This is a genomic window from Actinopolymorpha cephalotaxi (genome assembly GCF_013408535.1).
Lineage (GTDB): Bacteria > Actinomycetota > Actinomycetes > Propionibacteriales > Actinopolymorphaceae > Actinopolymorpha > Actinopolymorpha cephalotaxi.
Window position 1 is genome coordinate 1,036,949 of record NZ_JACBZA010000001.1, and the last position, 26,560, is coordinate 1,063,508.

Here is a 26,560-nt window from a genome sequence, read left to right on the forward strand (position 1 = left end):
GGCGGCTGGGCACGCCGGCCGTTGGCGTACACTGCCACGCGCGTCGGGTACGTCCACCATCGGCCGTCCCGAGGTCCCGAGCCTGCGAGCGCCGGCTGGCGCATTCGGGCGATCCACGCCGCATCCGAGGAGATTCACGATCGTGAAGAGCGCCGTCGAGACCTTGAGCCCCACCAGGGTTCGGCTGACCGTCGAGGTGCCCTTCGAGGAGCTCAGGACAAGCCTCGACACCGCCTACCGTGAGATCGCGAAGCAGGTGACGATCCCCGGCTTCCGCAAGGGCAGGATTCCTCCCCAGATCATCGACCAGCGGGTCGGCCGGGAGTTCGTGCTCGAACAGGCCGTCAACGAGGCCCTCCCGCAGCTCTACGTGAGCGCCCTGCAGGAGAACGACGTCGAGCCGCTCGGCCAGCCCGAGGTGGACGTCACCAACTTCGCCGACGGCGCCGACCTGACCTTCACCGCCGAGGTCGACGTGCGACCCGACGTGACCCTGCCCGAGTACAAGGGCATCGAGGTCAGCGTCGCCGACTCCGAGGTGACCGACGAGGAGGTCGAGGAGCAGCTGACCTCCCTGCGGGAGCGGTTCGGTTCGCTCAGCACCGTCGAGCGGGCCGCAGAGGAGGGCGACTTCCTCACCATCGACCTGGCCGCCAGCAAGGACGGGCAGCCGATCGAGGACGCCCAGGCGACCGGGCTCAGCTACAAGATCGGCAGCGCCTCGATGCTGGAGGGCCTCGACGAGGCGGTCACCGGCAAGTCGGCCGGTGAGTCGGAGACGTGGGTCAGCCAGCTCGCCTCCGGTGAGTACGCCGGTCAGGACGTCGACGTCACCGTGGTGGTCGACGCCGTGAAGGAGCAGAAGCTCCCCGACCTGGACGACGAGTTCGCCCAGATGGCCAGTGAGTTCGACACCCTGGACGAGCTGCGCGCCGACGTGCGCGAGCGGCTGGTCCGGCAGAAGCGGCTCCAGCAGGCCCAGGAGGCCCGCGACAACGTGCTGGAGAAGCTGCTCGAGCAGGTCGAGGTGCCCGTTCCCGAGGGTGCCGTCACCGACGAGATCCAGGCGCGGCGCGAGGCGATCGGTCACCAGCTGCAGCACATGGGCGCGACCGAGGCGCAGTACCTCCAGAGCGAGGGCCAGACCGAGGAGGAGTTCGTCGCCGACCTCGACAAGCGTTCCCGGGAGGCGCTCAGGTCGCAGTTCGTGCTCGACAAGGTGGCCGACACCGAGGAGCTCAACGTCAGTGAGCCCGAGCTCACCCAGGCGCTGCTCCAGCGGGCGCAGCAGGCCGGCGTGAGCCCGGACGAGTACATCCAGCAGGTCGTCCAGAACAACTACGTCCCCACGCTGGTCCGTGAGGTACGCCGCGGCAAGGCGCTCGGCTTCATCGTCGAGCAGGCCGTGGTGACCGACGCGTCCGGCAACCCGGTCGAGCTGAGCCGCCTGCAGGCGGACGGCACGTACGCCGAGGAGGGGTCCGAGGAGGCCGAGGGCGCGGAGTCCGCTCCGGCCGCCGAGGAGTCCGCCGAGGCCGCGCAGACCGAGGGCGAGCAGGGCGAGGGCGAGAAGTCGGAGTCCTGAGGTCCCCGAGTACGTCACACTGTCGCCCCGGACGCCGGCCCACAGGCCGGCACCGGGGCGACAGTCGTTTCCGGGCGGTACGGGTTCTGAACGGCGGCCACGTCATCCGACGCTGCGGGGGCGGGTGGCGACCGGCTCCAGCCGGTCGGCCAGCCCGCGGAGGAGCCGGACGACCCAGGGCCGCAAGGTGGGCTTGCCCGCGGTGCGCACGGCTGTGGCGTGGTGTCCTGCCGCTATGGCGCGGAGTTCGGCCTGGCGCTGCTGCGCCAGTTCGTACACAGGGAACGTGCTCATGGTGCGTCACTCACTCAGTTTCGGGTTGTGTCGAGTTGTTGTCGGGTTGCGGGTCAGGTGATCCGTCCCGAGTCCGTACCGACCCCGGCGGTGGGACCCGGGCCGCCGGCGGTCGGGAACCGGTCGGCCTCGGCCTCGGCCTCCTCGAGCGCGGCCGCCGCTCGCTGCCGGTCCATCTCGTGCCACTCCGGCCGAAGCCCCGGCAGGGTCGTGACGAGGAAGTAGATCCCGCCGAACACCAGCATCACCGGGGACAGCCCGACCAGCCCGATCAGCGCGCCGCCGAGCAGCCCGCCGAACGGGATGCCGGCCCAGCACACCGCGTCACCCAGCGCGTTGACCCGGCCGAGCAGCCGGCGCGGGATTCGTTCGAGGACCACGGCGCCGATGATCGGGTTGATGAACCCGGAGCCGAACCCGGCCACCGCGTGCACGCCGAGCACCAGCCAGACCGGCGCGCCGAGGGCGAGTGCGACGAACCGCGGGGCACCCGCGATGAAGTAGCCCAGCAGGTACGTCGTCCGCCGGGGCAGCCGATGTGCGAACGTCGCGGCCAGCAGGCTGCCGCCCACCGCGAACGCGCTCATCACCGCGGCGACAAGACCGATCGCGGCCGGACCACGGCCGGAGTCGCGCGCCCACACCGGCAGGAGAACCGCGAACATCGCCGCGTCCAGCAGGTTCGTCACCGCGACCATGCCGATGATCGACCGGAGCAGGCGTTCGCGGCGCAGGTAGTCGAACCCCTCGCGTAGCTGGTGGACGTAGCCGCCGACCGACTCCTCCTCGTGGTCCTCCTCGGTGACGTGCCGGCGTGGCGCGGTCGTGGCGATGATCGCCGCGGACACGGCGAACGACACAGAGTCGAGCACCAGCGCGCTCAGCGGGCCGAGCAGCCCGACGATCGCGCCGGCCACCGCGGGCCCGATGGTGGAGGCGAGGCGTTCGATCGTCCCGGTGAGGCCGGTGACGCGTTCGGTGGGCACCTGCGCGTCGGCCACCACGTCGGGGATCAGCACCTCCTTGGCGGAGTCGGCCGGGCCGCGCATGGCGCCCAGCAGCGCGACCAGCGCCAGCAGGACGCCGAAGTGCAGCAGCCCGAGCAGGTGCAGCAGGGGGATCGCCCCGACCAGCACGGCGCTGACCAGGTCGCCGGTGACGTTGACCCGGCGCGGACCGAGCCGGTCCACCAGTGGGCCGGTCAGCGCCTTGACGACGACGTACGGAGCCATCTCGCAGAAAGCCACCATGCCCGTCTTGGTGGCGCTGCCGGTGGACACCAGCACGAACCATGGCAGCGCGATGGCCGAGATCCTGGTGCCGGTGAGCGAGATCGCCTGGGAGGTGAGCAGGCCGACGAGACCGCGCCGGGAGCGTGGCCGGGCCGTGGCCTCGGTGCCGGCGGTGCTCATGCTTCCTCCGCCGGGTCCGGGTCGGGACCGGCGCCACCCAGCGCGCCGGGCAGCGGGAAGAGGCCGAACTGGAACGTCGTCGGCGCGGTGCCCTCGGGCGCCGGCGCCTCCGGGTCGGCCCGCCGGTAGGGCCGCAGCACCTCGAGGATCTGGGCGCTCAGCCGGTCCGCCTCGGCGGGGGTGAGCTGGAGGACGAAGTCGCTCATGGTGCTGACGTCCTGCCACTCCTGCGGCAGCGTCGCCCGCTCGTCCACGGCGCGTAGCAGGGTGTCGGCGTAGATCCGGGCGACGCTTCGCAGGTACGCGTCGCCGGCGTCCGGGTCGTCGGTCGCGGCCCGCATGTCGTACCACGTGGACCGGTGGGCAGCCCGCCACCAGCGGTCCCGGCCGGTGCCGAGGTCGGTGGCCTCGACCACGAAGCCGTGCGCGGCGAGCTGGCGCAGGTGGTAGCTGGTGGCGCCGGAGTTCAGCCCGAGGCGGGCGGCGAGCCGGGTGGCGGTGGCCGGGCCCTCGGTGCGGAGGAGGCCGAGCATCTGCACCCGGACCGGGTGGGCCAGCCCGCGCAGGGACGTGGCGTCGAGGGCGCGGTCGCGCGCCGGGTCGAAGTCGGGAGGTTCGGACATGACCGACACAGTAGACCGCAAAGAAAGGTTTGCAAAGACCTATTTGCGGTTACCGTCCGCATGGGGGTATTCCCTCGCTCGTCAATCTGCGCCGTGAGCGAACACCGGCGGCTGCCTCGGGGTAACGGGGGCGGGGTTGGCTAGGGTCGGTGGCAGGTTCCAAGGCGTACGGACCGAACAGCGCCCGTACGCCACCCACGAGTCACGAGGACGTAGGCGGAGGACGTGAACGAATACGCGCAGGAGGCGCAGGGCCCGAACGGCCAGGGCGGCCTCGATGACCACATCTACCAGCGGCTACTCAAGGAACGGATCATCTTCCTCGGATCCGAGGTCCGTGACCAGAACGCCAACGCGATCTGCGCGCAGATGCTCGTGCTCAACGCCGAGGACCCCAACAAGGACATCTGGCTGTACATCAACAGCCCGGGCGGCTCGGTCGACTCCGGTCTGGCGATCTACGACACGATGCAGTTCATCTCCAACGACGTGGCGACCGTCGCGATGGGCCTCGCCGCGTCCATGGGACAGTTCCTGCTCGCCGCCGGCACCAAGGGCAAGCGTTACGCGCTGCCGCACTCGCGCATCATGATGCACCAGCTGTCCGGCGGTCTCGGCGGAACGGCGTCCGACATCAAGATCCAGGCCCAGCAGAGCCTGCACCTGAAGCAGAGCCTCAACGAGCTGCAGGCCCTGCACACCGGCCAGACGTTCGAGCAGATCGAGCTCGACTCCGACCGCGACCGGTGGTTCACCGCGGAGCAGGCCCGTGAGTACGGCTTCATCGACCACGTGGTGAAGTACGCCGGCGAGGTCACCTCCGTCGGACCCGTTTCCTGACCCGGCAGCTACCTGGAGGAAGAAGCACATGCCCACGACCCCACCGCCCCTCCCCACGCCGGGCCTGACGACCCCCGGGCTCGCCACCCCGGCCGAGCGGCTGCCGCGCGCGGACTACTTCATCCCGCGCTGGGAGGAGCGCACTCCCTACGGCTACCGCCAGATCGACCCCTACGCCAAGCTGTTCGAGGACCGCATCATCTTCCTCGGCACGCCGATCAGCGACGACATCGCCAACGCGGTGATGGCCCAGCTGCTGTGCCTTGAGTCGATGGACCCCGAGCGCGAGGTGCAGATCTACATCAACAGTCCCGGCGGCTCCATCACGGCGCTGACCGCGATCTACGACACCATGCGCTACATCACCCCCGACGTGCACACGGTCTGCCTCGGCCAGGCCGCGTCCGCGGCGGCGGTGCTGCTGGCGGCCGGCGCCCAGGGCAAGCGGTCCGCGCTCCCGCACAGCCGGATCGTCATCCACCAGCCCTACACCGAGGGCGGCTACGGACAGGCCAGCGACATCGAGATCCAGGCCAACGAGATTCTGCGCATGCGCGGGATGCTCGAGCAGATGATCTCGGAGAACACCGGCCGGCCGCTGGAGGAGGTGGCCCGCGACATCGAGCGGGACAAGTACCTCAGCGCCGAGCAGGCGGTCGAGTACGGCCTGATCGACGAGGTGCTGCTCAGCCGCAAGAAGAGCCTGGTCGAGGTCTAGGCCCAGGCGCAGGCCTCGTGGCCGAACGCAACACGCCCGTGCCGACCCGCGGATCCGTTCCGGCGACATGCCGGTGCGCGACTGCCGCGGGTCGGCCGGCTCCGAGCGGGTATGCCCCTGCTGACCAGCGCCGTCGGCCACGCTGCGGTGATGGCCCGGGACAGTCGGGAGTTCCCGATTTCGCCAGGGGCGTACACATCGCGAGGTTGAACACGACCGTTCGCGGCGAGAACGGGGTACCGTCGTTCTCTGTACTCTCAGGTGCGCGGCTGACGGGCCCACAAGGCCGGGGCGGCGACCAGGCAGGCGACCCGCCCGGGTCCGAGGCAGGTTCGACACACGCCCGAGTATCGGGTGGAGCAACCTAAGGAGACGTCCGGAGTGGCACGCATCGGTGACGGCGGCGACCTGCTGAAGTGCTCGTTCTGCGGGAAGAGTCAGAAGCAGGTCAAGAAACTCATTGCAGGTCCGGGCGTCTACATCTGCGACGAGTGCATCGACCTCTGCAACGAGATCATCGAGGAGGAGCTCAGCGAGTCCTCCGAGGTAGGGCTGCAGGAACTGCCCAAGCCGCGGGAGATCTTCGAGTTCCTCGACCAGTACGTCGTCGGCCAGGACGCCGCCAAGAAGGCGCTGTCGGTGGCGGTGTACAACCACTACAAACGCGTCCAGTCCGGGCTCTCCGGCGGCGGCCGCCACGCCAAGGACGAGCCGGTCGAGTTGGCGAAGTCCAACATTCTGCTGATCGGCCCCACCGGCTGCGGCAAGACCTACCTCGCCCAGACGCTGGCCAAGATGCTCAACGTGCCGTTCGCGATCGCCGACGCCACCGCGCTCACCGAGGCGGGCTACGTCGGTGAGGACGTCGAGAACATCCTGCTCAAACTCATCCAGGCCGCCGACTACGACGTCAAGAAGGCCGAAACGGGCATCATCTACATCGACGAGGTCGACAAGATCGCCCGCAAGAGCGAGAACCCCTCGATCACCCGTGACGTCTCCGGCGAGGGCGTGCAGCAGGCGCTGCTGAAGATCCTGGAGGGCACCACCGCGAGCGTGCCGCCGCAGGGTGGCCGCAAGCACCCCCACCAGGAGTTCATCCAGATCGACACCACCAACGTGCTGTTCATCGTCGGAGGCGCGTTCGCCGGCCTGGAGCGCATCATCGAGCAGCGCGTCGGCAAGAAGGGCGTCGGCTTCGGCGCCAACGTGCGCACCCGGGAGGACCGGGAGAAGGAGCACACGTTCGCCGACGTGATGCCCGAGGACCTGCTGAAGTTCGGGCTGATCCCCGAGTTCGTCGGCCGGCTCCCGGTGATCGCGACCGTCCAGCCGCTGGACCGCCCGGCACTGATGCGCATCCTCAGCGAGCCCCGCAACGCGCTCATCAAGCAGTACCAAAAGCTGTTCGAGATCGACGGGGTCGAGCTGGAGTTCAGCGAGGACGCCGTGGAGGCGATCGCCGAGCAGGCGCTGCTGCGCGGCACCGGCGCGCGGGCCACCCGGGCGATCATCGAGGAAGTCCTGCTCAACGTGATGTACGAAGTGCCCAGCAGAGACGACGTGGCCCGGGTGATCGTCACCCGCGAGGTCGTACTCGACAACGTCAACCCGACGCTGGTCCCGCGCGAGCAGCCAGGTCGCAAGTCCCGCAACGGGGAGCGCCGCGAGAAGTCGGCCTGACGGCATGCGGCCCGTGGGGCTGTGCCGTCGACCGCGGTGATGGGCGGGCGACGGCAAACTCGTTGACCGCGGCGCGAACCAGGCTGCGATCATGGGACCCATGCCCAGCAGACCGTACGAGATCGTCGACGTCTTCACCGACCGCCCCTACGCCGGCAACCCGCTCGCCGTCGTCCTGGACGCCGACGGACTGAGCGGGGAGGCGATGCAGACGCTCGCCAAGGAGTTCAACCTCTCCGAGACCGCGTTCGTGCTCCCGCCGCGAGACGGCGGCGACTACCGCGTGCGCATCTTCACCCCGGGCGCCGAGCTGCCGTTCGCGGGACACCCGAGCGTCGGGACGGCGGCGACGCTGGCCCGCCTCGGCCGGATCCGTGCAGGCGACGTCGTCCAGGAGTGCGGAGCCGGCAACCTGGCGGTGCACATCGACGGCGATCTGGCCACCATCACCGGCGGCAGGCCGGTGCTCGGCGCGACGGTCGACCCCGGACCGCTGCTCGCCGCCGCCGGCCTGGGCTTCGCCGACCTGCTCGGCCCGCCCGCCCAGAACGCCGCCGCCGGCCACGAGCACGTGCTCCTTCCCGTCACCGACGACGCCGTCGGCCGCGCGAGCCTGGACCTGGCGGCCGCCCGGGCCCAGGGCGTGAAGAAGGTCTATCTCTTCTCCTGGGACGACGAGCGGCGCCAGGCCCACGCCCGGCTGTTCGCGCCCGAACTCGGCGTCGCCGAGGACCCCGCCACCGGTTCGGCCGCACTGGCGCTCGGGGTGTGGCTGGTCGGCAACGGCCTGGTGCCCGGCGAGGGCGAGACGACCTACACCGTGGTCCAGGGCGCGGAGCTGGGCCGGCCGTCCCGGCTGGACTGCGTGGTGCGCGCGCAGGCGGGGCAGGCGTACGAGACCAGGGTCACCGGGCAGGTGGCGCCGGTGGCCGCGGGGGAGATCCGGCTACCCGGTTAGGGCTGGCCCGAGGCGACGCCGAGTGTCAACAGCAGGTTGGCGTACGTCCGCTGCTCGCCGGTGGCGATGACCAGGGCCACGTCGTCGGTCTTCGCCGCGTCGTAGAAGTCGAACCGGTCCAGGCGCTCCACCGGGGTGCCGGCCGGAAGCAGGTCGCCGAACTCCGCGAAGATCGCGGGCGTCGGCTGGTCCGGCGGCGGCTGCATCACCGCGGCCGCCTCGATCGGCGCGGCGTCCACCAGCGCGGCCAGCACGTCGGTGACCGACAGCTTGCCGGGGGACAGGTTGAGGAAGACGTGCGTCGCGTTCGGGCCCGCCGCGGTGGCGAACGGGTAGTGCCCGTCGGCGATCAGCACCCGCGAGCCGTGCCCGGCCGACGCGAGCGCGGCCAGGATCTCGGGGTGGATCAGGGTGTAGCGCAGCATGGACACACCTCTTCGTCGGCTTCGGCCTCGGACTATAACGGGTGGAAACCGCCCGCAGCCGGGCTACCGGCCCGGTGGTCGCGCCCTGTCCGCGGTCGGCCCGCGGCACCCTCCCGGGACCGGCCGCCGATCACACCGCGCGCAGGACCACCGCCGTGTGCGGGGCGAGTCGCAGGTGCTCCCCGGCTGTCACCTGGTCGGTGCCCAGGCTGTCGCTGGTGTCGAGTACGACGGAGTACGCCATCGCCCACGGCGGCCCGGGCAGGGTGACGTCGACCGGGGCGTCCCCGCCGTGCAGCCACAGCAGGAACGAGTCGTCGCGTACGGGCTCACCGCTCGGCGCGGTCCGTGCGGTGTGCTCTCCGGCGAGGAACATCCCGAGGGTGCGCAGGGACGAGTCGTGCCAGGCCTCGTCGTCCATCTCCTCACCCCACGGCGCGAACCAGCCGACGTCGCGCCGCCCGCCGGCCGGGTCCAGCCGGCCGTGGAAGAAGTGCGGCCGGCGGAACACCTGGTGCTCGCGCCGGATCCGCAGCAGTGCGCGCACGGTGTCGCGCAGCTGCGGCCAGGTCTGCTCGTCGGCCCAGTCCAGCCAGGAGATCTCGTTGTCCTGGCAGTAGGCGTTGTTGTTGCCGTGCTGGGTACGCCCGCTCTCGTCGCCCGCCATCAGCATCGGCACACCGGTCGCGAGCAGCAGGGTGGTGAGCAGCCCGCGTACCTGCCGCAACCTCAGGTTGACAACCTCCGGGTCGTCGGTCTCGCCCTCCACCCCGAAGTTGACCGACCGGTTGTCGTTGTGCCCGTCGTCGTTGGCCTCGCCGTTGGCCTCGTTGTGCTTGTCGACGTAGCTCACCAGGTCGCGCAGGGTGTACCCGTCGTGCGAGGTGACGTAGTTGATGGACGCGAACGGCCGCCGCCCGCTGCGGCGGTAGAGGTCGCTGGACCCCGACAGCCGGGACGCGAGGTCGCGGACGCCGTCGGCCGAACCTGCCCAGAACTCGCGTACGGCATCGCGGAAACGGTCGTTCCACTCCGACCACGGCGCCGGGAACCCGCCCACCTGGTAGCCGTCGAATCCGAGGTCCCACGGCTCGGCGATCAGCTTGACCCGCGACAGCACCGGGTCCTGGCCGACCGCGGCGAGGAACGCGCCCGCCATGTCCACGTCGCCCACGCCGCGGGTGAGGATCGGCGCGAGGTCGAACCGGAAGCCGTCCACGTGCATGTCCTGCACCCAGTAGCGCAGCGAGTCCAGGACCAGCCGCACGATGTCGGGGTGGCGCAGGTTGAGGGTGTTGCCGGTGCCGCTGAGGTCGCGGTATCGCCGCCCGCCGCCGTCCAGCCGGTAGTACGCGATGTTGTGGATGCCGCGGAAGGAGTACGTCGGGCCGAACTCGTTCTGCTCCGCGGTGTGGTTGTAGACGACGTCCAGCACCACCTCCAGGCCCGCCTCGTGCATCGCCTTGACCATCTGCTTGAACTCCGCGACCTGCTGCCCCTCGGTGCCGCCGCTGGCGTAGCCGGCGTGCGGTGCGAAGAAGCCGAGGGTGTTGTAGCCCCAGTAGTTGGACAGGCCGCGCCCGCGCAGCACGAACTCGCTGACGAAGTGGTGGACGGGGAGCAGTTCGACGGTGGTGACGCCGAGGTCGCGCAGATAACCCAGCACGGAAGGGTGTGCGAGCCCGGCGTAGGTGCCGCGCAGCTCCGGCGGCACGTCCGGGTGCCGCATCGTCGCCCCGCGTACGTGGAGTTCGTACAGCACCGTGTCGCTCCACGGCACGTACGGCCGCGGGTCCTCGCCCCAGTCGAACGTCGGGTCGACGACTACCGAACGCGGGACGTACGGCGCGGAGTCCCGGTCGTCGCGCACCGTGTCGTCGCCGCCGGCCACGTGCCCGAACACCGCGGCGTGGTCGTCGGCCTCACCGGTGATCGCCCGGGCGTACGGGTCGGCCAGCAGCTTCGCGCCGTTGAACCGGTGACCGGTGTAGGGGTCCCACGTCCCGTGCACGCGGTAGCCGTACCGCTGGCCCGGGTGCAGGCCGGGAACCCGGCCCGACCACACCCCGAACAACAGGTCGGTGAGCGGAACCCGGCGCTCGGTGGCGTGGTCGTCGAACAGGCAGACCTCGACGCGTTCGGCCATCGGCGCCCAGAGGGCGAACGTCACGCCGGATCCGTCGTAGGTCGCACCGCGCGGCGGGCCACCGTCGGGCCACCACTGGGTCTGGAATGGTGTGCTCACCTGCTCATCCTCGCCGGTCCGCCGACGCGGCGGGCGCGGATCATCCAGACCGCCCCTCTCGGCGCCGTTCAGTGACCGTCCCTATGCGGCCCGATGCCGCCCGGTGATCTTCGGGGCGCCGGCGGCGTTCACCGCTCCTCCCGTACGCCGAGCGGCGCGCGCCAGTCGGTGGCCGTCTGCTCGTACGCCAGTCCGCCCGGCGGCTCGTCGACGGCGGACCAGGTGACCCGCAGGCGTACCTCGTCGTGGCCGGCGTGCACCTCGACCTGCAGGCGGCGCGGCGGCCCCGCCTCCTCGATCCGGTCGAACGCGGACCGCGCGGCCGCGACGAGTTCGGCTCGCACCTTCGGCGGCACGGACTCCAGCGGGCCGTGCACCACCAGCCTGGGCACCAGGCCGAAGCGTTCGCGGGCCCGGTCGATCGCCGCCAGCAGGTCGGCGTGCAGGGACTGCGTGCCGGGCGGGGGTTCGGTGAGCGCGAAGATGGCGCCGCGCACCTCCCGGGTGGCGGCGTCCAGGTCGCCGATCGCCCGCTCGACCCGGCTGCCGACGTCGGGCCGGTCGCGCAGGCCGGCGACCAGGTGCAGCTTCGCACTGACGTCGAACAGCAGGCGGATCACCCGCTCGTGCAGGTCCGCGGCGATCCGGTCCCGATCCTCCAGCACCCCTCGTTCGACGCGTTCCTCCTGCGCACGCTGCTGCCGCAGCGCCAGCGCCGCCTGGTTGGCGAACATCTCCACCAGGGCGACGTCGGTGGCGGTCAGCCGTTCGGAGTCGGAGCCTTGCTGCCACCCGGCGAACAGCACGCCCAGCACCTCACCCTCCGCGGCGAGCGGCGTCAGCATGGCCAGGCCCACGTTCGCCAGCGCCGCGTGCCAGGCGGGCGGTGGGTTGTATCCCGGAACCGAACGGATGTCGTCGCTGACCACACTCTGCCCGGAGGAGACGACCTGCGCGGTCAGCCCTCGCAGTGGCGCCCGGCCGCCCGACGTGCCCTCGATCCCCTCGCCGTGGGCGGACTCCAGGATGACCGTGCCGGGTGTGGACGGGTCCAGGAGCAGCAGCGCGCCGAAGTCGGCGCCGGACACCTCGCGCAGCCGGGTGACCAGCAGCTCCACGGCATCGTGCCGATCCAGCTCGCCGAGCAGCTGGTAGGTGAGTTCGGACGTCGAGCGCAGCCACCGCCGGCGGCGGCGTTCGGTCTCGTACCGCTCGGCGTTGTGCAGCGCGGTCACGGCCGCGGTGCCGAGGATCGTGACCGCCACCTCGTCGTCGGGGGAGAACGAGGTGTCTCGCCGGTTCAGCAGATACAGCACGCCGGTGGAGGTGCCGTCGGTGCTGCCGGTGCCGTTGGTGCTGCCGGCCTCCTCGGCGCCGTCGGGGCCGCCGGCCGGCAGCGGCAGGGCGAGCAGGCCCGGCCGGTGGACCGCTTCGCCGGTCTCGGCGACCTCCTCGCGGGCGGCGGTGAGTTCGGGCCCGGCGAGCAGCCGCCGCGCGTCCTCGGTACCCACACCGTGCCGGAACGTCCGCGCCGCGCTGGACCCAGAGCCGGACCCGGCGCCGGCGCTGGAGCCGGAGCCGAGCCGCAGGATCGCCGTCCGGGCGCCGGTCAGCCGGGCGGACGCGGCGGCCACCCGGGTTCCCACGGTCTCGACGTCGACCTCCGAACCGACGTCGACGATCGCCTCGACCAGGCGCACGAGGGTGCTCTGGTCCGCGTGCCGCGACCACCGGTCAACCAAGCCGCACCGCCCACTCGGTCACCTGTTCACCCGCGAGCGTGGCGAAGCTCGTACCAAGGCTTGCTTCTGGGTCTGCCGGCGGATGGTTCCGGGCACCGGCGACGATCAGCCGGAGCCGGCCCTCCTCGACGTCGAGTACGAGGTCGACCCGGCTCGGCGAGTCGTACTCCGCCGCCCGGTCCAGCGCCTGCCGTACGCGGGCGGCCAGGTCGCACTGGGTGGCCTCGGAGAGGCCGTCCAGGCTGCCGTGCACCTCCAGGCCCGGGGCGACACCGAACCGGTCGCGCGCCCCGGCCAGCTCCGCCTGCAACCGCAGCCAGCAACGCGAAGCGCCCCGCCCGGGGCCGGCGGGGGTGCGCAGGTCGCCGCTGACGCCGTGGATCCGGGCGATGGTCTCGTCCACCTCCCGCGCGGCCACGGCGAGCCGTTCGCGTACCACCGGACGCCGGCTGCGCTCGACCGCGACGCCGAGGTCCTCGGCGACCCGGCTCAGGCGGTGGGCGACCACGGTGTCCAGGTCCTCCGCGATCCGTTCCCGGTCGGCGACCACCGACTTCTCGGTACGACTGGTCTGGGCGCGGGCCTGCCGCAGCGCCAGCGCCGCCTGGTGGGCGAACATCTCCACCAGTTCGACCTCGCGGGCGGCCAGGTGCGCCACCGGAGAGCCCTTGCGCCAGCCGGCGAACAGCACGCCCAGCACCTCGCCGTCGGTACGAAGCGGCAGCAGCATCCCCAGCCCGAGTTCGGCCAGCGCGGTCCGCCACTCCGGAGGCGGGCCGTACCCGTACACCTGGTCCAGGTCGGGGCTGACCACGCTGCGCCGGGTGCGTACGACGCGGGCGGTGAGGCCGCGCAGTGGAGTACGCGACCCGGACTGGTGTTCCAGCGACAGTCCGGTGACCGCGTGCAGGGTGCCCGTCTCCGGGTCGGCCGGATCCAGCAGGAGCAGGGCGCAGTAGTCGGCGCCGGACACCTCGCGCAGCCGGGCGGTGAGCGTACCGAGGGCCTTCTCCCGGTCGACCTGGCCGAGCAGCAGGTCGGTGAGCTCGGTCACCGCGTGCAGCCAGCGCTGCTGCCGTCGTCCGCGTTCGTGCAGGTCTGCCCGGTACATCACCATCGCCGCCGCGGCGCCGTAGGCCGCCAGCAGGTCCTCGTCGTCCTGGGTGAACCTGCCCGCCTCGGGGTCGCCGACGAGGAGCTGGCCTGCGTGGTGGTCTCGCGGGCGCAGGGGCACGCCCAGCAGGGTCGGGGTGCGGACCGGCCGGCCCGACAGCGTGAGCTGCTCGACCAACCGGGCGAAGTCCGGGCGATCGGTGCGTTCTGCGTACTCGGCCCGGCTCAGGCCGTGCAGGTAGAGCTCGATCGTCCCGTGCGGCGGGGTCGCCCGCCGCAGAACGGCATACCTGCCCCGGACGAGCTCGCTCGCCGACCGCAGGATCCGCTCGGCCGCCTGTTCGCCTTCGAGGTCGGTGCCGAGGGTGAGAAGAGAACTGACCAGGGAGCGCAGGCGCTCGCGCGGAGGGGAACCGTTCCCGACCACCCTTCGATGGTAGGCCGGGTGGTGCGGGCGGGCCGTCAACCGCCGGGCCGTTGCTCGGGTACGTACGGACTCGCGGTGCCCTGGCCCGGTTGACCCGGATGCCCCGCTCGGCCCGGTTCGCCGGCCGCCCCGTCTCCGGTCCGGGGCAGGTGACCGAGGTTGGCGAGCTCGACGGCGCGGTTCACGTCGTGGGTGTTCACGATGCCGATCACGTGACCGCCCTCGACGACCAGCAACATCCCCCGTCCGGACAGCTGCCACGAACCCGCCGGGAGTTCGGTCAGCAGGTCCTCCGGGCCCGCGGTCCCGTCCGGTCGCAGCGGCCTGCCGAGGTCCTCGAGCCTGGTGTCGCCGCGTGTCTGCTCGGGCACCCGGACCAGGTCGGTGAGGGAGAGCAGGCGTACCGGCCGGCCCTCCATGTCCACGACCGGGAACGTCCGGTGGTGGTCGCGTTCGGCGACCCTCTCCAGGAAGGTGTCCACCGTCCACCACGACGGGGCGGTCACCGGCTCCGGGCTCATCACGTCCCGCAGCCGTACGCCGGTCAGGCGTTCCCGCAGCCCGGTCGCGGACTCCTCCGACAGCGCCGACACGACCAGGAACCAGCCGATCAGGGCCAGCCACAGGCCGCTGACCAGCTGACCGCCGACGAGCTGGAACACGCCGAGGGCGATCAGCGTCATGCCGAGGAACCGGCCGGCCCGCGCCGCCGAGACCGCCGCGCGGGCCCTGTCGCCGGACCGTTTCCACAGTCCCGCCTGGAGCAGCCGCCCGCCGTCCAGCGGCGCGCCGGGCAGCAGGTTGAACACGCCGAGGACGAGGTTCACGAACCCCAGCCAGGTCAGCACCTCCCGGAGCACGGTCGGCAGCGACAGCAGGGCGGCACCCGCGGCCAGGCCACCGAACACCACGCCGAGGACCAGACTCGTCGCCGGGCCGGCGCCCGCGACCAGGAAGGCGGCGCGCGGAGTGGGCGGGTTGGTGCCGAGCTCGGTCACCCCGCCGAGCAGCCACAGGGTGATCCGGTCGGCGGGCATGCCATACCGCCGGGCGACGACGGCGTGCGCCAGCTCGTGTGCCAGCAGGGACGCGAGGAACGTGACCGCCGCGAGCAACCCGGCCACCCAGTCGACCGCCGTACCGGCGCTCGGTGCCTGCACCGGCAGGATGGCCACCGCCACGATCTCGGTGACCAGCAGCATCATCACCAGCACGGACCAGTGGACGCCGATCGAGATCCCGGCGACGCGGCCCAGCGTGAACGTCGGTTTCATGAGTCGGCCATGTTTCGTCGGCGGGCCGTCCGGCGACAGGCCCGCACCCCCGGTCCAAGCGTCCGCGCGCCGGTCCGGGTCCTACAGAGGATTTGGGCCCGTTCACGGTGCTCGCGTGGGGACGGCGCGGGGATCCTTGCGTCCGAGCCGGGCCCGGTGGGTATGAACCCGGCGGCACGGATCTGTTCGACCACGGCGGGTCGGGGCCGCGGCCCACGCAACCGGCGAGGGCCAAGGACTCGCCGGTACGGGACCTTGGTCTCTACGCCGATCCGTACGGGCCGGACGAGTCTGGCGCCTGGGTCGCCACCAGGGGCGGGGAAAGATCGGGGGACGTTCGATGACCGGTCGACAGCCGCGTCCCGCGCGGGCGGTCGTGGTGACGTTCGACGGGGTGGCGCTGGCCAACCCCGCGTTGCACTGGGCCGCCCGCGAGGCCGTCCTCCGCCAGCTGCCACTGGTGGTGGTGCAGGCGTACGGCGAACGTTCCCGTACCGACCGGCGACCCGCCGACGGACCGGAGATGGGTGAACCCGGTCCGGACGACGGTCAGGGGGCCGTCGACGACGACGAGGGCGGGACGCCGACGATCCGGGAACGGGCCTGGCGCCTGGCCGACGCCGCGGTCGCGGCCGCGGTGGCGGTGCAACCCACGCTGCAGGCGTACGCCTGGGCCGCCACCGGTCCGCTGCCCGACGTACTCGGCCAGGCGGTCGCCGATCCCGCCCTCGTCGTCGTGGGCACCCGGGGGAGGGGCGTCCTGCTCGCGTTCCTGCGGGGTGCGCATCGAGCCGGCCGGGAGGGGCGACCGGTGCCCCCGGTGGTCCTCGCCCGGCAGGACAGCAGGGCGGCCCGGCCGATGACAGCGGGACTGCCCGGACTGCCGGGACTCCCCGGACTGCCTGCGCTGTCGGGGCCGCCGGCGCTGCAGGGTCTGCCGGTGGGGGACGGGCACCTGCCGGACGGCCTGGACGGCCACGTGGTGGTCGGCGTGGACGGCGGGGAGTCGACGCGGGCCGTGGCCGGGTTCGGGTTCGACGTCGCCGCCCGGCGCGGCGCCCGGCTGCTCGCCGTACCCGTGCCGCCGCGAGGGGACAAGTGGTGGACCCGCGCCCCGGACACCCACGTGCACGGAGTGAGCGCACCGGGCGTGGACGCGGTCGAGGCGCTGCTCGCGGACCACCGGTCGGCGTACCCCGACGTGGAGGTCACGGTCGCCCACGGCGACGGAACGGTGGCCGGTCCGCTGCGGATCGCGCGTCCACCGGACCTGCTCGTGGTCGGCAGCCGCGACGCGGGCGCCAGCGGGCTGCTCGGTTCCACCCTCGGTTGTACGGCGATCAACCGGGCCCGGTGCCCGGTCGCGCTGGTGCCCGTCCCGGCCGGCGACCGGAGCGGCAACGGGACCGGTGAGAAGACCGGTGAGGAGAAGAGAGGCCGGGCCAGGGTCCGGACCGGCGGGCGCATCCGGGTGCCACAGGCTCGCCGCCCGGCCAGCCAGCCGCCGGCCCGGCCACGGGAGGAGGCGCTGCGATGATCGAGCGGACCCGTCGCCCGGTGGTGGTGGGCGTCGACGGCACGGCGGAGAGCCGGCTGGCCCTGCAGTGGGCCATCGACGAGGCCCGCAACCGGGCGCTTCCCCTGCGCATCGTCGTCTCCCACGAGGTTCCCGCGCCGATGCGCGGCATCGACGACCCCGGGATCGACGACGAGACCGCCGACGTGGACGCGGCGGTGAGCATCGCCCGCGACCAGCTCGACCCCGACCTAGTGTCCAGAGCCGTGGTCGCCGACCGGCCCGCACCGGGGATTCTCCGGGAGGCCGAGGACGCGGGCGCCGAACTGGTGGTGGTGGGTTCGCGGTCGCGGTCCGCGGTGGCCTCGGTGGTGCTCGGGTCGGTGAGCTCGGCGGTCGCCCACCACGCGCGCTGCCCGGTGATCGTGGCCCGGGCGTCGAAGGAACACTCACCGGCCGGCCCGCGGGTGATCGTGGGAGTGGACGGGTCGGAGTGCTCCGAACGCGCGGTGGCGTTCGCGTTCGAGGAGGCCGCCGGTCGCGGCCTGCCGCTGGTCGCCGTCCACTGCTGGCGGCTGGAACACCCCGACGAGGCGCAGTGGGACGCGGACGCCTTCTCCCGCCGCCGCGACGAGCACCTGCTGTCGCTCGGGGAGTCCCTCGCCGGCTTCCGGTCCAAGTACCCCGACGTCGCGGTGACCAGCAGCGTGCTGGAGGGGCGCGCGGCGGTGCTGCTGTCGGAGTCGTCCCGGGGCGCGGAGCTGGTCGTCGTGGGGTCGCGGGGACGCGGCGGGCTGGAACGCATGCTGCTCGGTTCGGTGGCCGAGTCGCTGCTGCACCACGCGCACTGCTCGGTCGCGGTCGTACGGGCGGCCCCCCGGTGAGTACGCACGAACCGGCGCCGGTCGAGGTACGCCCGCTGGAGGGTGACGCCTACGTCGTGGAGGTACGCGGGCACCAGCTGCACGTCGACCAGCCGCGCGAGGACGGCGGGACCGACACCGCCCCGACACCGGTGGAGCTGCTGGTCGGCGCGCTGGCGTCCTGCGTCGCCTTCTACGCCGGACGGTTCCTCGCCCGGCACGGCGTCGGCACGGAGGGACTGGTGGTCCGCGCGACGTTCTCCATGGCGGCGGAGGGGCCGGCCCGGGTGGAGTCGGTGCACGTGCGGATCGTGGTGCCGCCGGACCTGCCGCCCGAACGCGTACCGGCGCTGCGGGCAGTGCTCGGCGCGTGCACTGTCAAGAACACCTTGACGCACGCGGTCGAGCTGGACCTGGAGATCGACGGCTTCCCCAGCCTCGCACCGGGCTGACCGCCCCGGTGGTCGCGCGCGTTCAGTCCGCCCGCGCGGCCAGGCTCTCCCTGAACGCCCGCAGCTCCTCCGCGTCGATGCCGTAGGTGTGCTCGGGTCCGGGGTACTTCCCGATCCGCACCTCCTCGGCGTACCTGCCGACCGCGCGCACCATCTGCTCGTGCAGGTCGGCGTACCGCTTCACGAACCTCGCGGGCTTCCCGGCCGACATCCCCAGCAGGTCGTGGAACACCAGCACCTGCCCGTCGGTGGCCGGGCCGGCGCCGATCCCGATCACCGGGACGTGGAGGTAGGGCATCAGCTGCTCGGTGACCGCCGCCGGGATCGCCTCCAGCACCAGGGCGAAGCAGCCGGACTCCTGCAGGGCAAGGGCTTCCTCGGCGATCCGGGTCGCGCCCGACGCGGTGCGGCCCTGGGCGCGGAAGCCGCCGAGCTGACCGGCCGTCTGCGGGGTGAGCCCGACGTGTCCCATCACGGGTATGCCGGCGGCGACGATCGCCCGGGCCCGGTCGGCGGAGGTGCCGCCGCGTTCCAGCTTCACCGCGTCCGCACCGGCCTCCTTCACGAACCGCTGGGCGTTGTCGATCGCGTGCTCGTCGGACCGCTCGTACGACCCGAACGGCAGGTCGGCGACCAGCAGCGGCGTGCGCAGACCCCGGCGGACCGCGGCCGCGAGCACCAGCATCTCGGTCATCCCGACCGGCAGCGTCGAGTCGTGTCCCAGCACCGTCATCGCGGCGGAGTCGCCGACCAGCACCACGTCGACGTCGGCGTCCTGCGCGACCCGGGCGGAGGGGAAGTCGTACGCCGTCACCATCGTGATCGGCATGCCGGTCGCCTTCAGCTGGGCGAGCGAGCCGACGGTGAGCCGGGGCCGCGCCGGGACCGCACCGCCGGTGCCAGGGCTGGGGCCGTCGGCACCGGGCGTGGGACCGGCCGTGGCCGGGGGGCGGGTGCTCACGGGACGCTCTGTTCGAAGCCGGCCGCCGAGGCGAGCGGGGAGTCCATCAGCACGCCGGCGTCGGAGCCGACCAGGGCGATGGCGTTGCCGGCGTCCACGTGCACGACCGCCGGCTCGTGGCCGGCGAGCTCCGCGCTGTCGTAGGCCGCGAACGACGCGACGATCACCTTGTGGCCCCGCTCCACCAGCAGCGCGGCCGCGCCGTTGACCTGCATGGAACCCGAGCCCGGCGCGCCCTCGAGCGCGTACGTCACGAAGCGGGCGCCGTTGTCGATGTCCCACACGTGCACCTGCTCGTTGGGCAGCAGGTCGGCGGCGCGCATGAGGTCGGTGTCGATGGTGATGCTGCCCACGTAGTCCACGTCGCAGGCGGTGACCGTGGCGCGGTGGATCTTGGACTTCAGCATGGTTCGCTGCATGGTCATGCTCCCTGGACTACTTCGGCTACGTCGGATGCTTCGGGGGCTTCGGGAACGTGGACGACGGTGTTGTCGATCAGCCGGGCGCGGCCGACCCGGGCGGCGACCGCGATCAGGACGGGGCGGTCGCCGAACCGCTCCGCCACGGTGAGGTTCTCCGCGTCGCGGGCTTCGAGGTACTCCGGCTCGACCCCGGCGTCGGCGAGCACCTTCCCGGCCACGGCCAGCGCGTCCCGGGTGTCCGACCCCCTGCCGGCGGCTCGGGCCGTGCGGGCGGCGGCGGTCAGCGCCTGGTTCAGCGCCCGGGCCCGGACCCGCTCCTCGGCGGCCAGATAGACGTTGCGTGAGCTCATCGCCAGGCCGTCCGGCTCGCGCACCGTCGGCAGGACCGCGATCTCGACGGGGAGCTCGAGGTCACGCACCATCGCCCGGACGACGATCGCCTGCTGGGCGTCCTTCTGGCCGAAGAAGGCGACGTCCGGCCCGACGGCGTTGAGCAGTTTGGCCACCACGGTGGTGACGCCGCGAAAGTGCGCGGCACCCCGGCGCACGGGATCACCGCACAGCACGCTGGTGAGCTCGCCGCCGACCTCGACGGTGGTGGCGAACCCCTGCGGATACACGTGGTCGGCGGCCGGCGCGTACACCAGGTCGACCTCCGCCGCGGCGGCCACGGCGAGGTCGGCCGCCTCGTCGCGCGGGTAGGCCGCGAGGTCCTCGTTCGGGCCGAACTGCGTGGGGTTGACGAACAGGCTCATCACCACCACGTCGCAGCGTTCCCGGGCGGCGCGCAGCAGGCTGGCGTGCCCCTCGTGCAGGAAGCCCATGGTGGGTACGAGGCCGATCCGGGCGCCGGACCGGCGGGCGGGTGCCAGCGCCGCCCGCAGCTCCTCCCGGGTCCGGACGATCTTCGGCGTGGACACCGGCGTACCTCCTGGGTGGTGCTGGTGATCGGGCTGGTGATCGGGCTGGTGATCGGGCTGGTGATCGGGAAACCCGTTCGCGGCGACCGCCCGGGTGCGGTCGGCGAGCGCGGTGTAGGCGGGCAGCAGGTCGGGGGCGACGTCGGCCAGCGCGGCGTGGTGGGCACGCACGGTCTCCTCGTCGCCCCGGGCGATCGGGCCGGTGAGCGCGGCCGGGCCGGCACCGGCCCAGTTCGCCGCCGTGCTCAGCACCAGCGGCGTGAGGGCCGCCCGGGCGTCCTTCACCCCGGCGCGGGTGAGCAGGTCGGCAGCGGTCACGGCGAGTGCCAGCACGAAGTTGGACGCGAACACCGCGCCCGCGTGGTAGGCCGCGCGGTGCTCCTCGGCCAGGTCGAACGGCACCATCCCGAGCCGGCGGGCGAGCGTGCGGGCGACCTCGGCCGCGGCCGGGCTGGACCCGGTGACCGCCGCCGGAACCCCGGCCAGGCTGGTCCCCGGCGCCGGGATGGTCTGCAGAGGATGCAACCGGAAGGTCTGCGCTCCCCGCCGGGCCGCGGGCTCCAGGGCGTCCAGGCCGGTGGCGCCGCTCAGGTGGCCGACGTACGCGGGAACGTGCGCCGCGGCGGCGACCTCGGCGCAGACGTCGGAGATCGACTCGTCGGGGACGCACAGCAGGGTGATGTCGGAGCCGCCGGCGGTGACGGCGACGGTGCCCCGGGTGCCGACGCGGACGTCGAGCCCGGCGGCGCGGGCGGCGGGTGTGACAGAACCGCCGGTGCGGCCGGCGCCGATCACGGCGAGGCTGCGCAGCCCGGTCGGCGCCCCCTCGTCGGGGGCGTCTCGGTTCCGTTCCAGTTCTCGCATCGGAGATACCAGACGGCTTTCGGTATGGGTGCGTGGATACGTACTTCGGTGCTTTTGAACCTTTCGCGTCCGCGCCCAGTGCCCGCGAAATCTGCGGGTGCCCGGGTCGCGGCGCAGCAAAAGTATAGGTGCCCGCCGGGCTCGCCGACGGCCGCCGAAGCCGGCGGGCGACCCGGCTGCGGGCCGTGGCCGGGCGGCGACCGACGGCCAAGGTCGGCACCCGGGCACCCGCCGGTCGCGCCCGCCGCGTCCGGGTCGCTACGTTCGCACCAGAGCATCCCCGCCCGGACGGGCCGGAGGTGAGCTGCCACCGCGATCGGCACCTGCGCCGACGCGATTCGCGGACCAGGAGATCAGGAGACTGCGATGGCCGGGGAGTCCGAGAGGTTCGAGATCATCGACGAGCGGTTCTCGACCCTCGTCAAGACCAGCGCCCAGGTGGAGCGGCTCTACCAGGGCTGCCGCTGGGCGGAGGGGCCGGCCTACTTCCCGGCGGGCCGCTACCTCGTCTGGAGCGACATCCCCAACGACCGGATGCTGCGCTGGGACGAGACCACCGGCGCCGTCGGGGTGTTCCGGGAGCCGGCCGGGTTCACCAACGGCAACACCGTCGACCGGCAGGGACGCCTGGTCACCTGCGAGCACGGCAACCGGCGGGTCACCCGTACCGAGCACGACGGCTCGCTGACGGTGCTCACCGACAACTTCGGCGGGAAGCGCTACAACAGCCCCAACGACGTGGTGGTGAAGTCCGACGGGTCGGTGTGGTTCACCGATCCGGCGTACGGCATCGACAGCGACTACGAGGGTCACCAGGCCGACAGCGAGATCGGCGCCTGCCACGTCTACCGCTGGGACGCGACCACGGGGGAGGTGCGGATCGTCGCCGACGACTTCGTACGCCCCAACGGTCTCGCGTTCTCACCCGACGAGACCCTGCTGTACGTCTCCGACACCGGCTCGACGCACCACCGGGGCGGGCCCCGGCACCTGCGGGTCCTCGACGTCGCCCCCGACGGGACGCAGGGCGGCGGGAAGGAGTTCGCCACCTGTACGTCCGGGCTGTTCGACGGCTTCCGGCTGGACACCGCCGGGCGGATCTGGGCCAGCGCCGCCGACGGAGTGCACTGCTACCACCCCGACGGCACGCTGCTCGGGAAGATCCTGGTGCCGGAGACGGTGGCCAACGTGGAGTTCGGCGGCCCGCGCCGCAACCGGCTGTTCATCGCCGCCACCACGTCGCTGTACAGCGTCCTGCTGCCTGTCAACGGCGCCTTGCGCCGCTAGGACGCACCGGCACTGTCAACGCCGGTGGAACACCGTCAACCGTTCCTTGCGGCCGGCAGGATCCCGGCGCATGTCCGAAAACGCCGATGCCGGCGACGGTGCGAACCGTCGCCGGCATCGGCGTTCCTACGAACAAGTGGGAACGTGGCCGCTCAGTGGCCGCGGTCAACCGCACGACCAGAGAAAACGTGGCCGCTCAGTGGCCGCGGTCCACCCACTCCTGCAGGTGCGGGCTCTCCGCGCCGACCGTGGTCGTGTCGCCGTGCCCGGTGTGCACGACCGTCTCCGGCGGCAGCGTCAGCAGCCGGTCCCGGATCGAGTCGATGATCGTGGGGAAGTCGGAGAACGAACGCCCGGTGGCGCCCGGCCCGCCGGCGAACAACGTGTCCCCGCTGAACACCGCGCCCAGGGCGGGCGCGGACAAACAGACGCCACCCGGCGAGTGGCCCGGAGTGTGTACGGCGGTCAGCGTGACGTCGCCCACCGCGAACTCCTGCCCGTCGGCCAGCTCGGCGTCCGGCGCGGCGTCGGGGTGCACCACGTCCCACAGCATCCGGTCCGCCGGGTGCAGCCAGACAGGGGCCTTCGCCTGCTCGGCCAGGTCGCGGGCGGCGCCGATGTGGTCGTCGTGCCCGTGCGTGCACACGATCGCGGTGACCCGGCGATCGCCCACGGCGGCGCGGATCGCGTCGGCGTCGTGGGCCGGGTCGATCACCAGCACCTCGTCGTCGTCACCGACCAGCCAGACGTTGTTGTCGACGTCCCAGGTGCCGCCGTCCAGGCTGAACGTCCCGGAGGTGACGACCTTCTCGATGCGTACGCTCACTTGATCACCACCACGGACCGCAGCACCTCTCCGGCGTGCATCTTGGTGAACGCCTCCTCGACGTCACCGATGCCGATCTCCTCGCTGACGAAGGCCTCCAGCGGCAGCCGGCCCTGGCGGTAGAGGTCGATCAGCATCGGGAAGTCACGCTCGGGCAGGCAGTCGCCGTACCACGACGACTTCAGCGAGCCGCCGCGGGCGAAGAAGTCGATGAACGGGAGTTCGAGCTTCTGCTCCGGGGTGGGCACGCCGACCAGGACGACCGTGCCGGCGAGGTCGCGGGCGTAGAAGGCCTGCTTGTACGTCTCGGGCAGGCCGACCGCGTCGATCGCCAGGTCGACACCGAAACCGCCGGTCAGCTCCTGGATGCGCTCCACGGCGTTCTCGTTGCGGGCGTTCACCGTGTGGGTGGCGCCGAACTGCCGCGCCCACTCCAGCTTGCGGTCGTCCATGTCGACCGCGATCACGGTGGTCGCGCCGCCCAGGCTGGCGCCGGCGACCGCGGCGTCACCCACGCCGCCGCAGCCGAACACCGCGACCGAGTCGCCGCGCTGGACGTTGCCGGTGTTCAGGGCGGCGCCCAGCCCGGCCATCACGCCGCAGCCGAGCAGGCCCGCGACCGTCGCCGGGGTGCTGGGGTCGACCTTCGTGCACTGCCCGGCCGCGACCAGGGTCTTCTCCGCGAACGCGCCGATGCCGAGGGCGGGGGAGAGTTCGGTGCCGTCGGCGAGCGTCATCTTCTGGGTCGCGTTGTGGGTGTCGAAGCAGTACCACGGCCGGCCGCGCCTGCAGGCGCGGCACTTGCCGCACACCGCGCGCCAGTTGAGGATCACGAAGTCGCCGGGCGCCACGTCGTCGACGCCCTCGCCGACCGACTCGACGACCCCGGCCGCCTCGTGCCCGAGGAGGTACGGATAGTCGTCGCCGATCCCGCCCTGCTTGTAGTGCAGGTCGGTGTGGCAGACGCCGCACGCCTGCACCTTGACCAGCGCCTCACCGGGCCCGGGGTCGGGCACGTGGATGGTCTCCACGCGGACCGGCTCGTTCTTGGCTCGGGCCACGACGGCCTGTACGTCCGGCATCGGCGTACTTCCCTTCGGATCGCTCGGTGGTTCGGTTCGAGTCGGGTGTTCGCTTTCTGCGGTGCGATCCTTCCAGGACGCGCGCCCGGTTGGGAACCCGGGCGCGCGGCCGTGGAAGGCCGGTCCGGTTCAGCGCCGGTGCCGGCCCCGAGCGGTGGCCTCCTGCGCGACCTCGGGTCCGCGCCCGCGCAGTGGGACCTCGCGTACGGCGAGAACGGCGAGGAACGCCAGCACCACCAGCGGCAGTGCCATCAGGTAGATCCGGTCCAGGCCGAGGGTGAAGCCCTCCCGTACGACCGACCGCAGCGGTTCGGACAGCCGGGCGATCTCCGCGGGCGTACCCAGGTGTGGTGCCGACGCGCCCCCGGACGGCCGCGCCCGCACACCGTGCTCGGCGAGCAGCGCGGGGATGGCGGAGGTGAGCCGGGAGCTGAGCACCGCGCCGAACACCGCGACCCCCACCGCTCCACCCATCGAACGGAAGAACGTCGAGGCGGACGTGGCGATGCCGAGGTCGCGCCGTTCGGAGGTGTTCTGCACGGCGAGGATCAGCACCTGCATGGTGAAGCCCAGCCCCGCGCCGAAGACCAGCATGTAGCCGCAGACGGCGACCATCGGGGTGTCCACCCGCAGCGTGGCCAGCAGGCCGGTGCCGACGCCGACCAGGGTCAGGCCCACCAGCGGGAACACCTTCCAGCGTCCCCACCTCGTGATCGCCCGGCCGCTCAGCACCGACACCGACAACATCCCGACGACCAGCGGAAACGTCAGCAGACCGGACGCGGTGGGGCTCTGGCCCCGCACGACCTGGAGGTACTGAGGCAGGTAGATCATCGCGCCGAACATCGCGAAGCCGGTGAAGAACGCCGCGGTGCCGGTGAGGTTGAAGGTGGGGTTGCGGAACAGCCGGGGCGGCAGGATGGGTTCGGCGGCCCCGCGTTCGACCAGGACGGCCGCGACCAGCCCGCCGAGGGCGAGCGCCGCGAGCAGCAGCGACCAGCCCGACACCCAGCCGAACTCCTTGCCGCCGAGCGAGGCCAGCAGCAGCAGCGATGTCACCGACCCGGTGATGACGGTGGCGCCGAGCCAGTCGATCCGGGTCCGGCGGCGTTCCCGCGGCAGGTGCAGCGTCTTCTGCAGGACGACCGAGGCGAGTACGGCGATCGGGATGCCGACGTAGAAGCACCAGCGCCAGCCGGGCCCGTCGACGAGGAAGCCGCCGATCAGCGGGCCGGCGACGGTGGCCACGCCGAACGACGCGCCGAGGTAACCGGAGTAGCGGCCGCGCTCGCGGGGGCTCACGATGTCGGCCATGATCGCCTGGGACAGCGCCATCAGGCCGCCGGCGCCGATGCCCTGCCCGGCCCGGGCGGCGATCATCTCGCCCATCGACTGGGACAGCCCGGCCAGCGCCGAGGTCACCACGAAGACGGCGATGGCGACCTGCATCAGCGGCTTGCGGCCGTACAGATCGGAGATCTTGCCCCACAGCGGTGTGGAGACGGTGGTGGTGAGGAGGGTGGCGCTGGCCACCCAGGCGAGCTGGTCCTGGCCGCCCAGGTCACCCACGATCGTGGGGAGGGCGGTGCCGACGACGGTGCCGGACAGCGAGGAGACGAACAGGCACAGCACAAGGGCCCAGACGATCTCCAGAATCTCCTTGTGGGTGAACGCCGGAGGACTGGAGGTGGTCGCCGCGGTCGCGGCCGGTCCGGGCTCTGCGGCGCTGGAGACGGCGGCCGGGCCGACCGCGCTGGGGGCGGCCGCCGGGACGGGCGAGGCGGGGGCCGGGACACTCGGCGCGCTCTCCGCGCGGGAGTTGGGGCGGGGGCTGGGAACCGGGCCGGCGGGCTGACGGTCGGTGGAACGGCTGGTCGGACTTGTGACGCTGGTATGTGAACCGGGCGCGGACATCGCGGGGTGAGCACTCCTGTTCTGTGGGGGTTCGGTCGACTTTCACAGAATATGGTTGCTTAGCGCAACTTTGATTTCGAACGCCGGAACGCATCGGCCCGCTGACCGTCATCG

23 protein-coding genes are annotated in these 26,560 nt (G+C 72.4%); 9 read left to right on the forward strand and 14 right to left on the reverse strand.

All coding sequences use genetic code 11. The annotated features are described in order from the left end of the window. Window positions 1–142: 142 nt before the first annotated feature. Window positions 143–1,585 (forward strand): trigger factor, encoded by a 1,443-nt coding sequence (gene tig, locus FHR37_RS04720; RefSeq protein WP_092888549.1) that lies wholly within the window; start codon window positions 143–145, stop codon window positions 1,583–1,585. A gap of 102 nt (window positions 1,586–1,687) precedes the next feature. On the opposite strand, the gene FHR37_RS04725 is transcribed toward tig, so the two are convergent. Genes FHR37_RS04725 through FHR37_RS04735 form a run of 3 tightly spaced genes read right to left on the reverse strand, consistent with a single transcriptional unit; the run spans window position 1,688 to window position 3,914 of the window. Then, a complete protein-coding gene (locus FHR37_RS04725; RefSeq protein ID WP_092888552.1) occupies window positions 1,688–1,879 on the reverse strand; it encodes a hypothetical protein in 192 nt (63 codons plus the stop codon). Window positions 1,880–1,932: 53 nt separating this feature from the next. Then, window positions 1,933–3,291, reverse strand: coding sequence for an MFS transporter (locus FHR37_RS04730; protein ID WP_092888555.1), 1,359 nt, complete (start codon window positions 3,289–3,291; stop codon window positions 1,933–1,935). After that, window positions 3,288–3,914 (reverse strand): winged helix-turn-helix domain-containing protein, encoded by a 627-nt coding sequence (locus FHR37_RS04735; RefSeq protein ID WP_092888838.1) that lies wholly within the window; start codon window positions 3,912–3,914, stop codon window positions 3,288–3,290. The genes FHR37_RS04730 and FHR37_RS04735 overlap by 4 nt, the downstream gene beginning before the upstream one ends. Window positions 3,915–4,139: 225 nt before the next feature. Here FHR37_RS04735 and FHR37_RS04740 point away from each other — a divergent pair, with 225 nt between their 5' ends. The 4 genes from FHR37_RS04740 (at window position 4,140) to FHR37_RS04755 (ending at window position 8,113) form a co-directional block, all read left to right on the forward strand. Further along, complete coding sequence (locus FHR37_RS04740) at window positions 4,140–4,754, forward strand: ATP-dependent Clp protease proteolytic subunit (RefSeq protein WP_092888558.1); 615 nt, start codon at window positions 4,140–4,142, stop codon at window positions 4,752–4,754. 28 nt (window positions 4,755–4,782) lie between these two features. Next, on the forward strand, window positions 4,783–5,472 hold the full coding sequence (locus FHR37_RS04745; protein ID WP_237769064.1) for an ATP-dependent Clp protease proteolytic subunit: 690 nt from the start codon (window positions 4,783–4,785) through the stop codon (window positions 5,470–5,472). 381 nt (window positions 5,473–5,853) lie between these two features. Next, window positions 5,854–7,155: an ATP-dependent Clp protease ATP-binding subunit ClpX gene (gene clpX, locus FHR37_RS04750; RefSeq protein WP_092888561.1), complete on the forward strand. Its 1,302-nt coding sequence runs from the start codon at window positions 5,854–5,856 to the stop codon at window positions 7,153–7,155. A gap of 100 nt (window positions 7,156–7,255) precedes the next feature. After that, window positions 7,256–8,113: a PhzF family phenazine biosynthesis protein gene (locus FHR37_RS04755; protein WP_092888564.1), complete on the forward strand. Its 858-nt coding sequence runs from the start codon at window positions 7,256–7,258 to the stop codon at window positions 8,111–8,113. On the opposite strand, the gene FHR37_RS04760 is transcribed toward FHR37_RS04755, so the two are convergent. The 5 genes from FHR37_RS04760 to FHR37_RS04780 all read right to left on the reverse strand — a co-directional run bounded on the left by FHR37_RS04760 (window position 8,110) and on the right by FHR37_RS04780 (window position 15,339). Next, entirely contained in the window at window positions 8,110–8,538 is a 429-nt protein-coding gene (locus FHR37_RS04760; RefSeq protein ID WP_092888567.1) for an RbsD/FucU family protein, read from the reverse strand. The two genes, FHR37_RS04755 and FHR37_RS04760, sit on opposite strands and share 4 nt — an antisense overlap. A gap of 130 nt (window positions 8,539–8,668) precedes the next feature. Further along, window positions 8,669–10,783, reverse strand: coding sequence for a glycogen debranching protein GlgX (glgX, locus tag FHR37_RS04765; RefSeq protein ID WP_202818355.1), 2,115 nt, complete (start codon window positions 10,781–10,783; stop codon window positions 8,669–8,671). A 128-nt stretch (window positions 10,784–10,911) separates the two neighbouring features. Next, window positions 10,912–12,483 carry a GAF domain-containing sensor histidine kinase gene (locus FHR37_RS04770; RefSeq protein ID WP_175542782.1) on the reverse strand — a complete coding sequence of 524 codons (1,572 nt, stop codon included), beginning with the start codon at window positions 12,481–12,483 and terminating at the stop codon, window positions 10,912–10,914. Between the two features lie 34 nt (window positions 12,484–12,517). After that, entirely contained in the window at window positions 12,518–14,065 is a 1,548-nt protein-coding gene (locus FHR37_RS04775) for a GAF domain-containing protein (RefSeq protein WP_092888576.1), read from the reverse strand. Window positions 14,066–14,100: 35 nt separating this feature from the next. Beyond that, window positions 14,101–15,339 carry a site-2 protease family protein gene (locus FHR37_RS04780; RefSeq protein WP_092888579.1) on the reverse strand — a complete coding sequence of 413 codons (1,239 nt, stop codon included), beginning with the start codon at window positions 15,337–15,339 and terminating at the stop codon, window positions 14,101–14,103. A 340-nt stretch (window positions 15,340–15,679) separates the two neighbouring features. Here FHR37_RS04780 and FHR37_RS04785 point away from each other — a divergent pair, with 340 nt between their 5' ends. The 3 genes from FHR37_RS04785 to FHR37_RS31300 are packed head-to-tail and all read left to right on the forward strand — an operon-like array spanning window position 15,680 to window position 18,170. Continuing rightward, window positions 15,680–16,876: a universal stress protein gene (locus FHR37_RS04785; RefSeq protein WP_139239171.1), complete on the forward strand. Its 1,197-nt coding sequence runs from the start codon at window positions 15,680–15,682 to the stop codon at window positions 16,874–16,876. Next, window positions 16,873–17,739, forward strand: coding sequence for a universal stress protein (locus FHR37_RS04790; protein ID WP_092888586.1), 867 nt, complete (start codon window positions 16,873–16,875; stop codon window positions 17,737–17,739). Before FHR37_RS04785 ends, FHR37_RS04790 begins: the two co-directional genes overlap by 4 nt. Next, window positions 17,736–18,170 (forward strand): OsmC family protein, encoded by a 435-nt coding sequence (locus tag FHR37_RS31300; RefSeq protein WP_202818356.1) that lies wholly within the window; start codon window positions 17,736–17,738, stop codon window positions 18,168–18,170. Before FHR37_RS04790 ends, FHR37_RS31300 begins: the two co-directional genes overlap by 4 nt. A 22-nt stretch (window positions 18,171–18,192) precedes the next feature. Here the strand turns inward: FHR37_RS31300 and panB are convergent, their stop codons facing one another. Genes panB through panC form a run of 3 tightly spaced genes read right to left on the reverse strand, consistent with a single transcriptional unit; the run spans window position 18,193 to window position 21,337 of the window. Next, window positions 18,193–19,131: a 3-methyl-2-oxobutanoate hydroxymethyltransferase gene (panB, locus tag FHR37_RS04800; RefSeq protein ID WP_237769065.1), complete on the reverse strand. Its 939-nt coding sequence runs from the start codon at window positions 19,129–19,131 to the stop codon at window positions 18,193–18,195. After that, window positions 19,128–19,556, reverse strand: coding sequence for an aspartate 1-decarboxylase (panD, locus tag FHR37_RS04805; RefSeq protein ID WP_237769066.1), 429 nt, complete (start codon window positions 19,554–19,556; stop codon window positions 19,128–19,130). The genes panB and panD overlap by 4 nt, the downstream gene beginning before the upstream one ends. Next, a complete protein-coding gene (gene panC / locus FHR37_RS04810; RefSeq protein ID WP_092888592.1) occupies window positions 19,553–21,337 on the reverse strand; it encodes a pantoate--beta-alanine ligase in 1,785 nt (594 codons plus the stop codon). The genes panD and panC overlap by 4 nt, the downstream gene beginning before the upstream one ends. A 366-nt stretch (window positions 21,338–21,703) precedes the next feature. Between panC and FHR37_RS04815 the strand changes: the two genes are divergently transcribed. Then, entirely contained in the window at window positions 21,704–22,624 is a 921-nt protein-coding gene (locus FHR37_RS04815; protein ID WP_092888595.1) for an SMP-30/gluconolactonase/LRE family protein, read from the forward strand. A gap of 196 nt (window positions 22,625–22,820) precedes the next feature. Here the strand turns inward: FHR37_RS04815 and FHR37_RS04820 are convergent, their stop codons facing one another. From FHR37_RS04820 to FHR37_RS04830, 3 genes are all read right to left on the reverse strand, one after another. Continuing rightward, window positions 22,821–23,450 carry an MBL fold metallo-hydrolase gene (locus FHR37_RS04820; RefSeq protein WP_092888598.1) on the reverse strand — a complete coding sequence of 210 codons (630 nt, stop codon included), beginning with the start codon at window positions 23,448–23,450 and terminating at the stop codon, window positions 22,821–22,823. Further along, window positions 23,447–24,532 carry an S-(hydroxymethyl)mycothiol dehydrogenase gene (locus tag FHR37_RS04825; RefSeq protein ID WP_092888601.1) on the reverse strand — a complete coding sequence of 362 codons (1,086 nt, stop codon included), beginning with the start codon at window positions 24,530–24,532 and terminating at the stop codon, window positions 23,447–23,449. The genes FHR37_RS04820 and FHR37_RS04825 overlap by 4 nt, the downstream gene beginning before the upstream one ends. Before the next feature lie 129 nt (window positions 24,533–24,661). Further along, the gene (locus tag FHR37_RS04830; RefSeq protein ID WP_092888604.1) at window positions 24,662–26,446 is read right to left on the reverse strand and encodes an MDR family MFS transporter; all 1,785 of its coding nucleotides are present in this window, start codon (window positions 26,444–26,446) and stop codon (window positions 24,662–24,664) included. Window positions 26,447–26,560 lie beyond the last annotated feature (114 nt).

What these genes read in the sequence shown, in the direction of transcription:
- panC (WP_092888592.1), bottom strand. Translation starts at nt 21,337, where the DNA reads ATGCGAGAACTGGAACGGAACCGAGACGCCCCCGACGAGGGGGCGCCG.
- FHR37_RS04790 (WP_092888586.1), top strand. Translation starts at nt 16,873, where the DNA reads ATGATCGAGCGGACCCGTCGCCCGGTGGTGGTGGGCGTCGACGGCACG.
- FHR37_RS04760 (WP_092888567.1), bottom strand. Translation starts at nt 8,538, where the DNA reads ATGCTGCGCTACACCCTGATCCACCCCGAGATCCTGGCCGCGCTCGCG.
- FHR37_RS04730 (WP_092888555.1), bottom strand. Translation starts at nt 3,291, where the DNA reads ATGAGCACCGCCGGCACCGAGGCCACGGCCCGGCCACGCTCCCGGCGC.
- FHR37_RS04745 (WP_237769064.1), top strand. Translation starts at nt 4,783, where the DNA reads ATGCCCACGACCCCACCGCCCCTCCCCACGCCGGGCCTGACGACCCCC.
- FHR37_RS04780 (WP_092888579.1), bottom strand. Translation starts at nt 15,339, where the DNA reads ATGAAACCGACGTTCACGCTGGGCCGCGTCGCCGGGATCTCGATCGGC.
- FHR37_RS04755 (WP_092888564.1), top strand. Translation starts at nt 7,256, where the DNA reads ATGCCCAGCAGACCGTACGAGATCGTCGACGTCTTCACCGACCGCCCC.
- FHR37_RS04785 (WP_139239171.1), top strand. Translation starts at nt 15,680, where the DNA reads ATGACCGGTCGACAGCCGCGTCCCGCGCGGGCGGTCGTGGTGACGTTC.
- panD (WP_237769066.1), bottom strand. Translation starts at nt 19,556, where the DNA reads ATGACCATGCAGCGAACCATGCTGAAGTCCAAGATCCACCGCGCCACG.
- FHR37_RS04725 (WP_092888552.1), bottom strand. Translation starts at nt 1,879, where the DNA reads ATGAGCACGTTCCCTGTGTACGAACTGGCGCAGCAGCGCCAGGCCGAA.
- FHR37_RS04825 (WP_092888601.1), bottom strand. Translation starts at nt 24,532, where the DNA reads ATGCCGGACGTACAGGCCGTCGTGGCCCGAGCCAAGAACGAGCCGGTC.
- FHR37_RS04830 (WP_092888604.1), bottom strand. Translation starts at nt 26,446, where the DNA reads ATGTCCGCGCCCGGTTCACATACCAGCGTCACAAGTCCGACCAGCCGT.
- FHR37_RS04815 (WP_092888595.1), top strand. Translation starts at nt 21,704, where the DNA reads ATGGCCGGGGAGTCCGAGAGGTTCGAGATCATCGACGAGCGGTTCTCG.
- FHR37_RS04735 (WP_092888838.1), bottom strand. Translation starts at nt 3,914, where the DNA reads ATGTCCGAACCTCCCGACTTCGACCCGGCGCGCGACCGCGCCCTCGAC.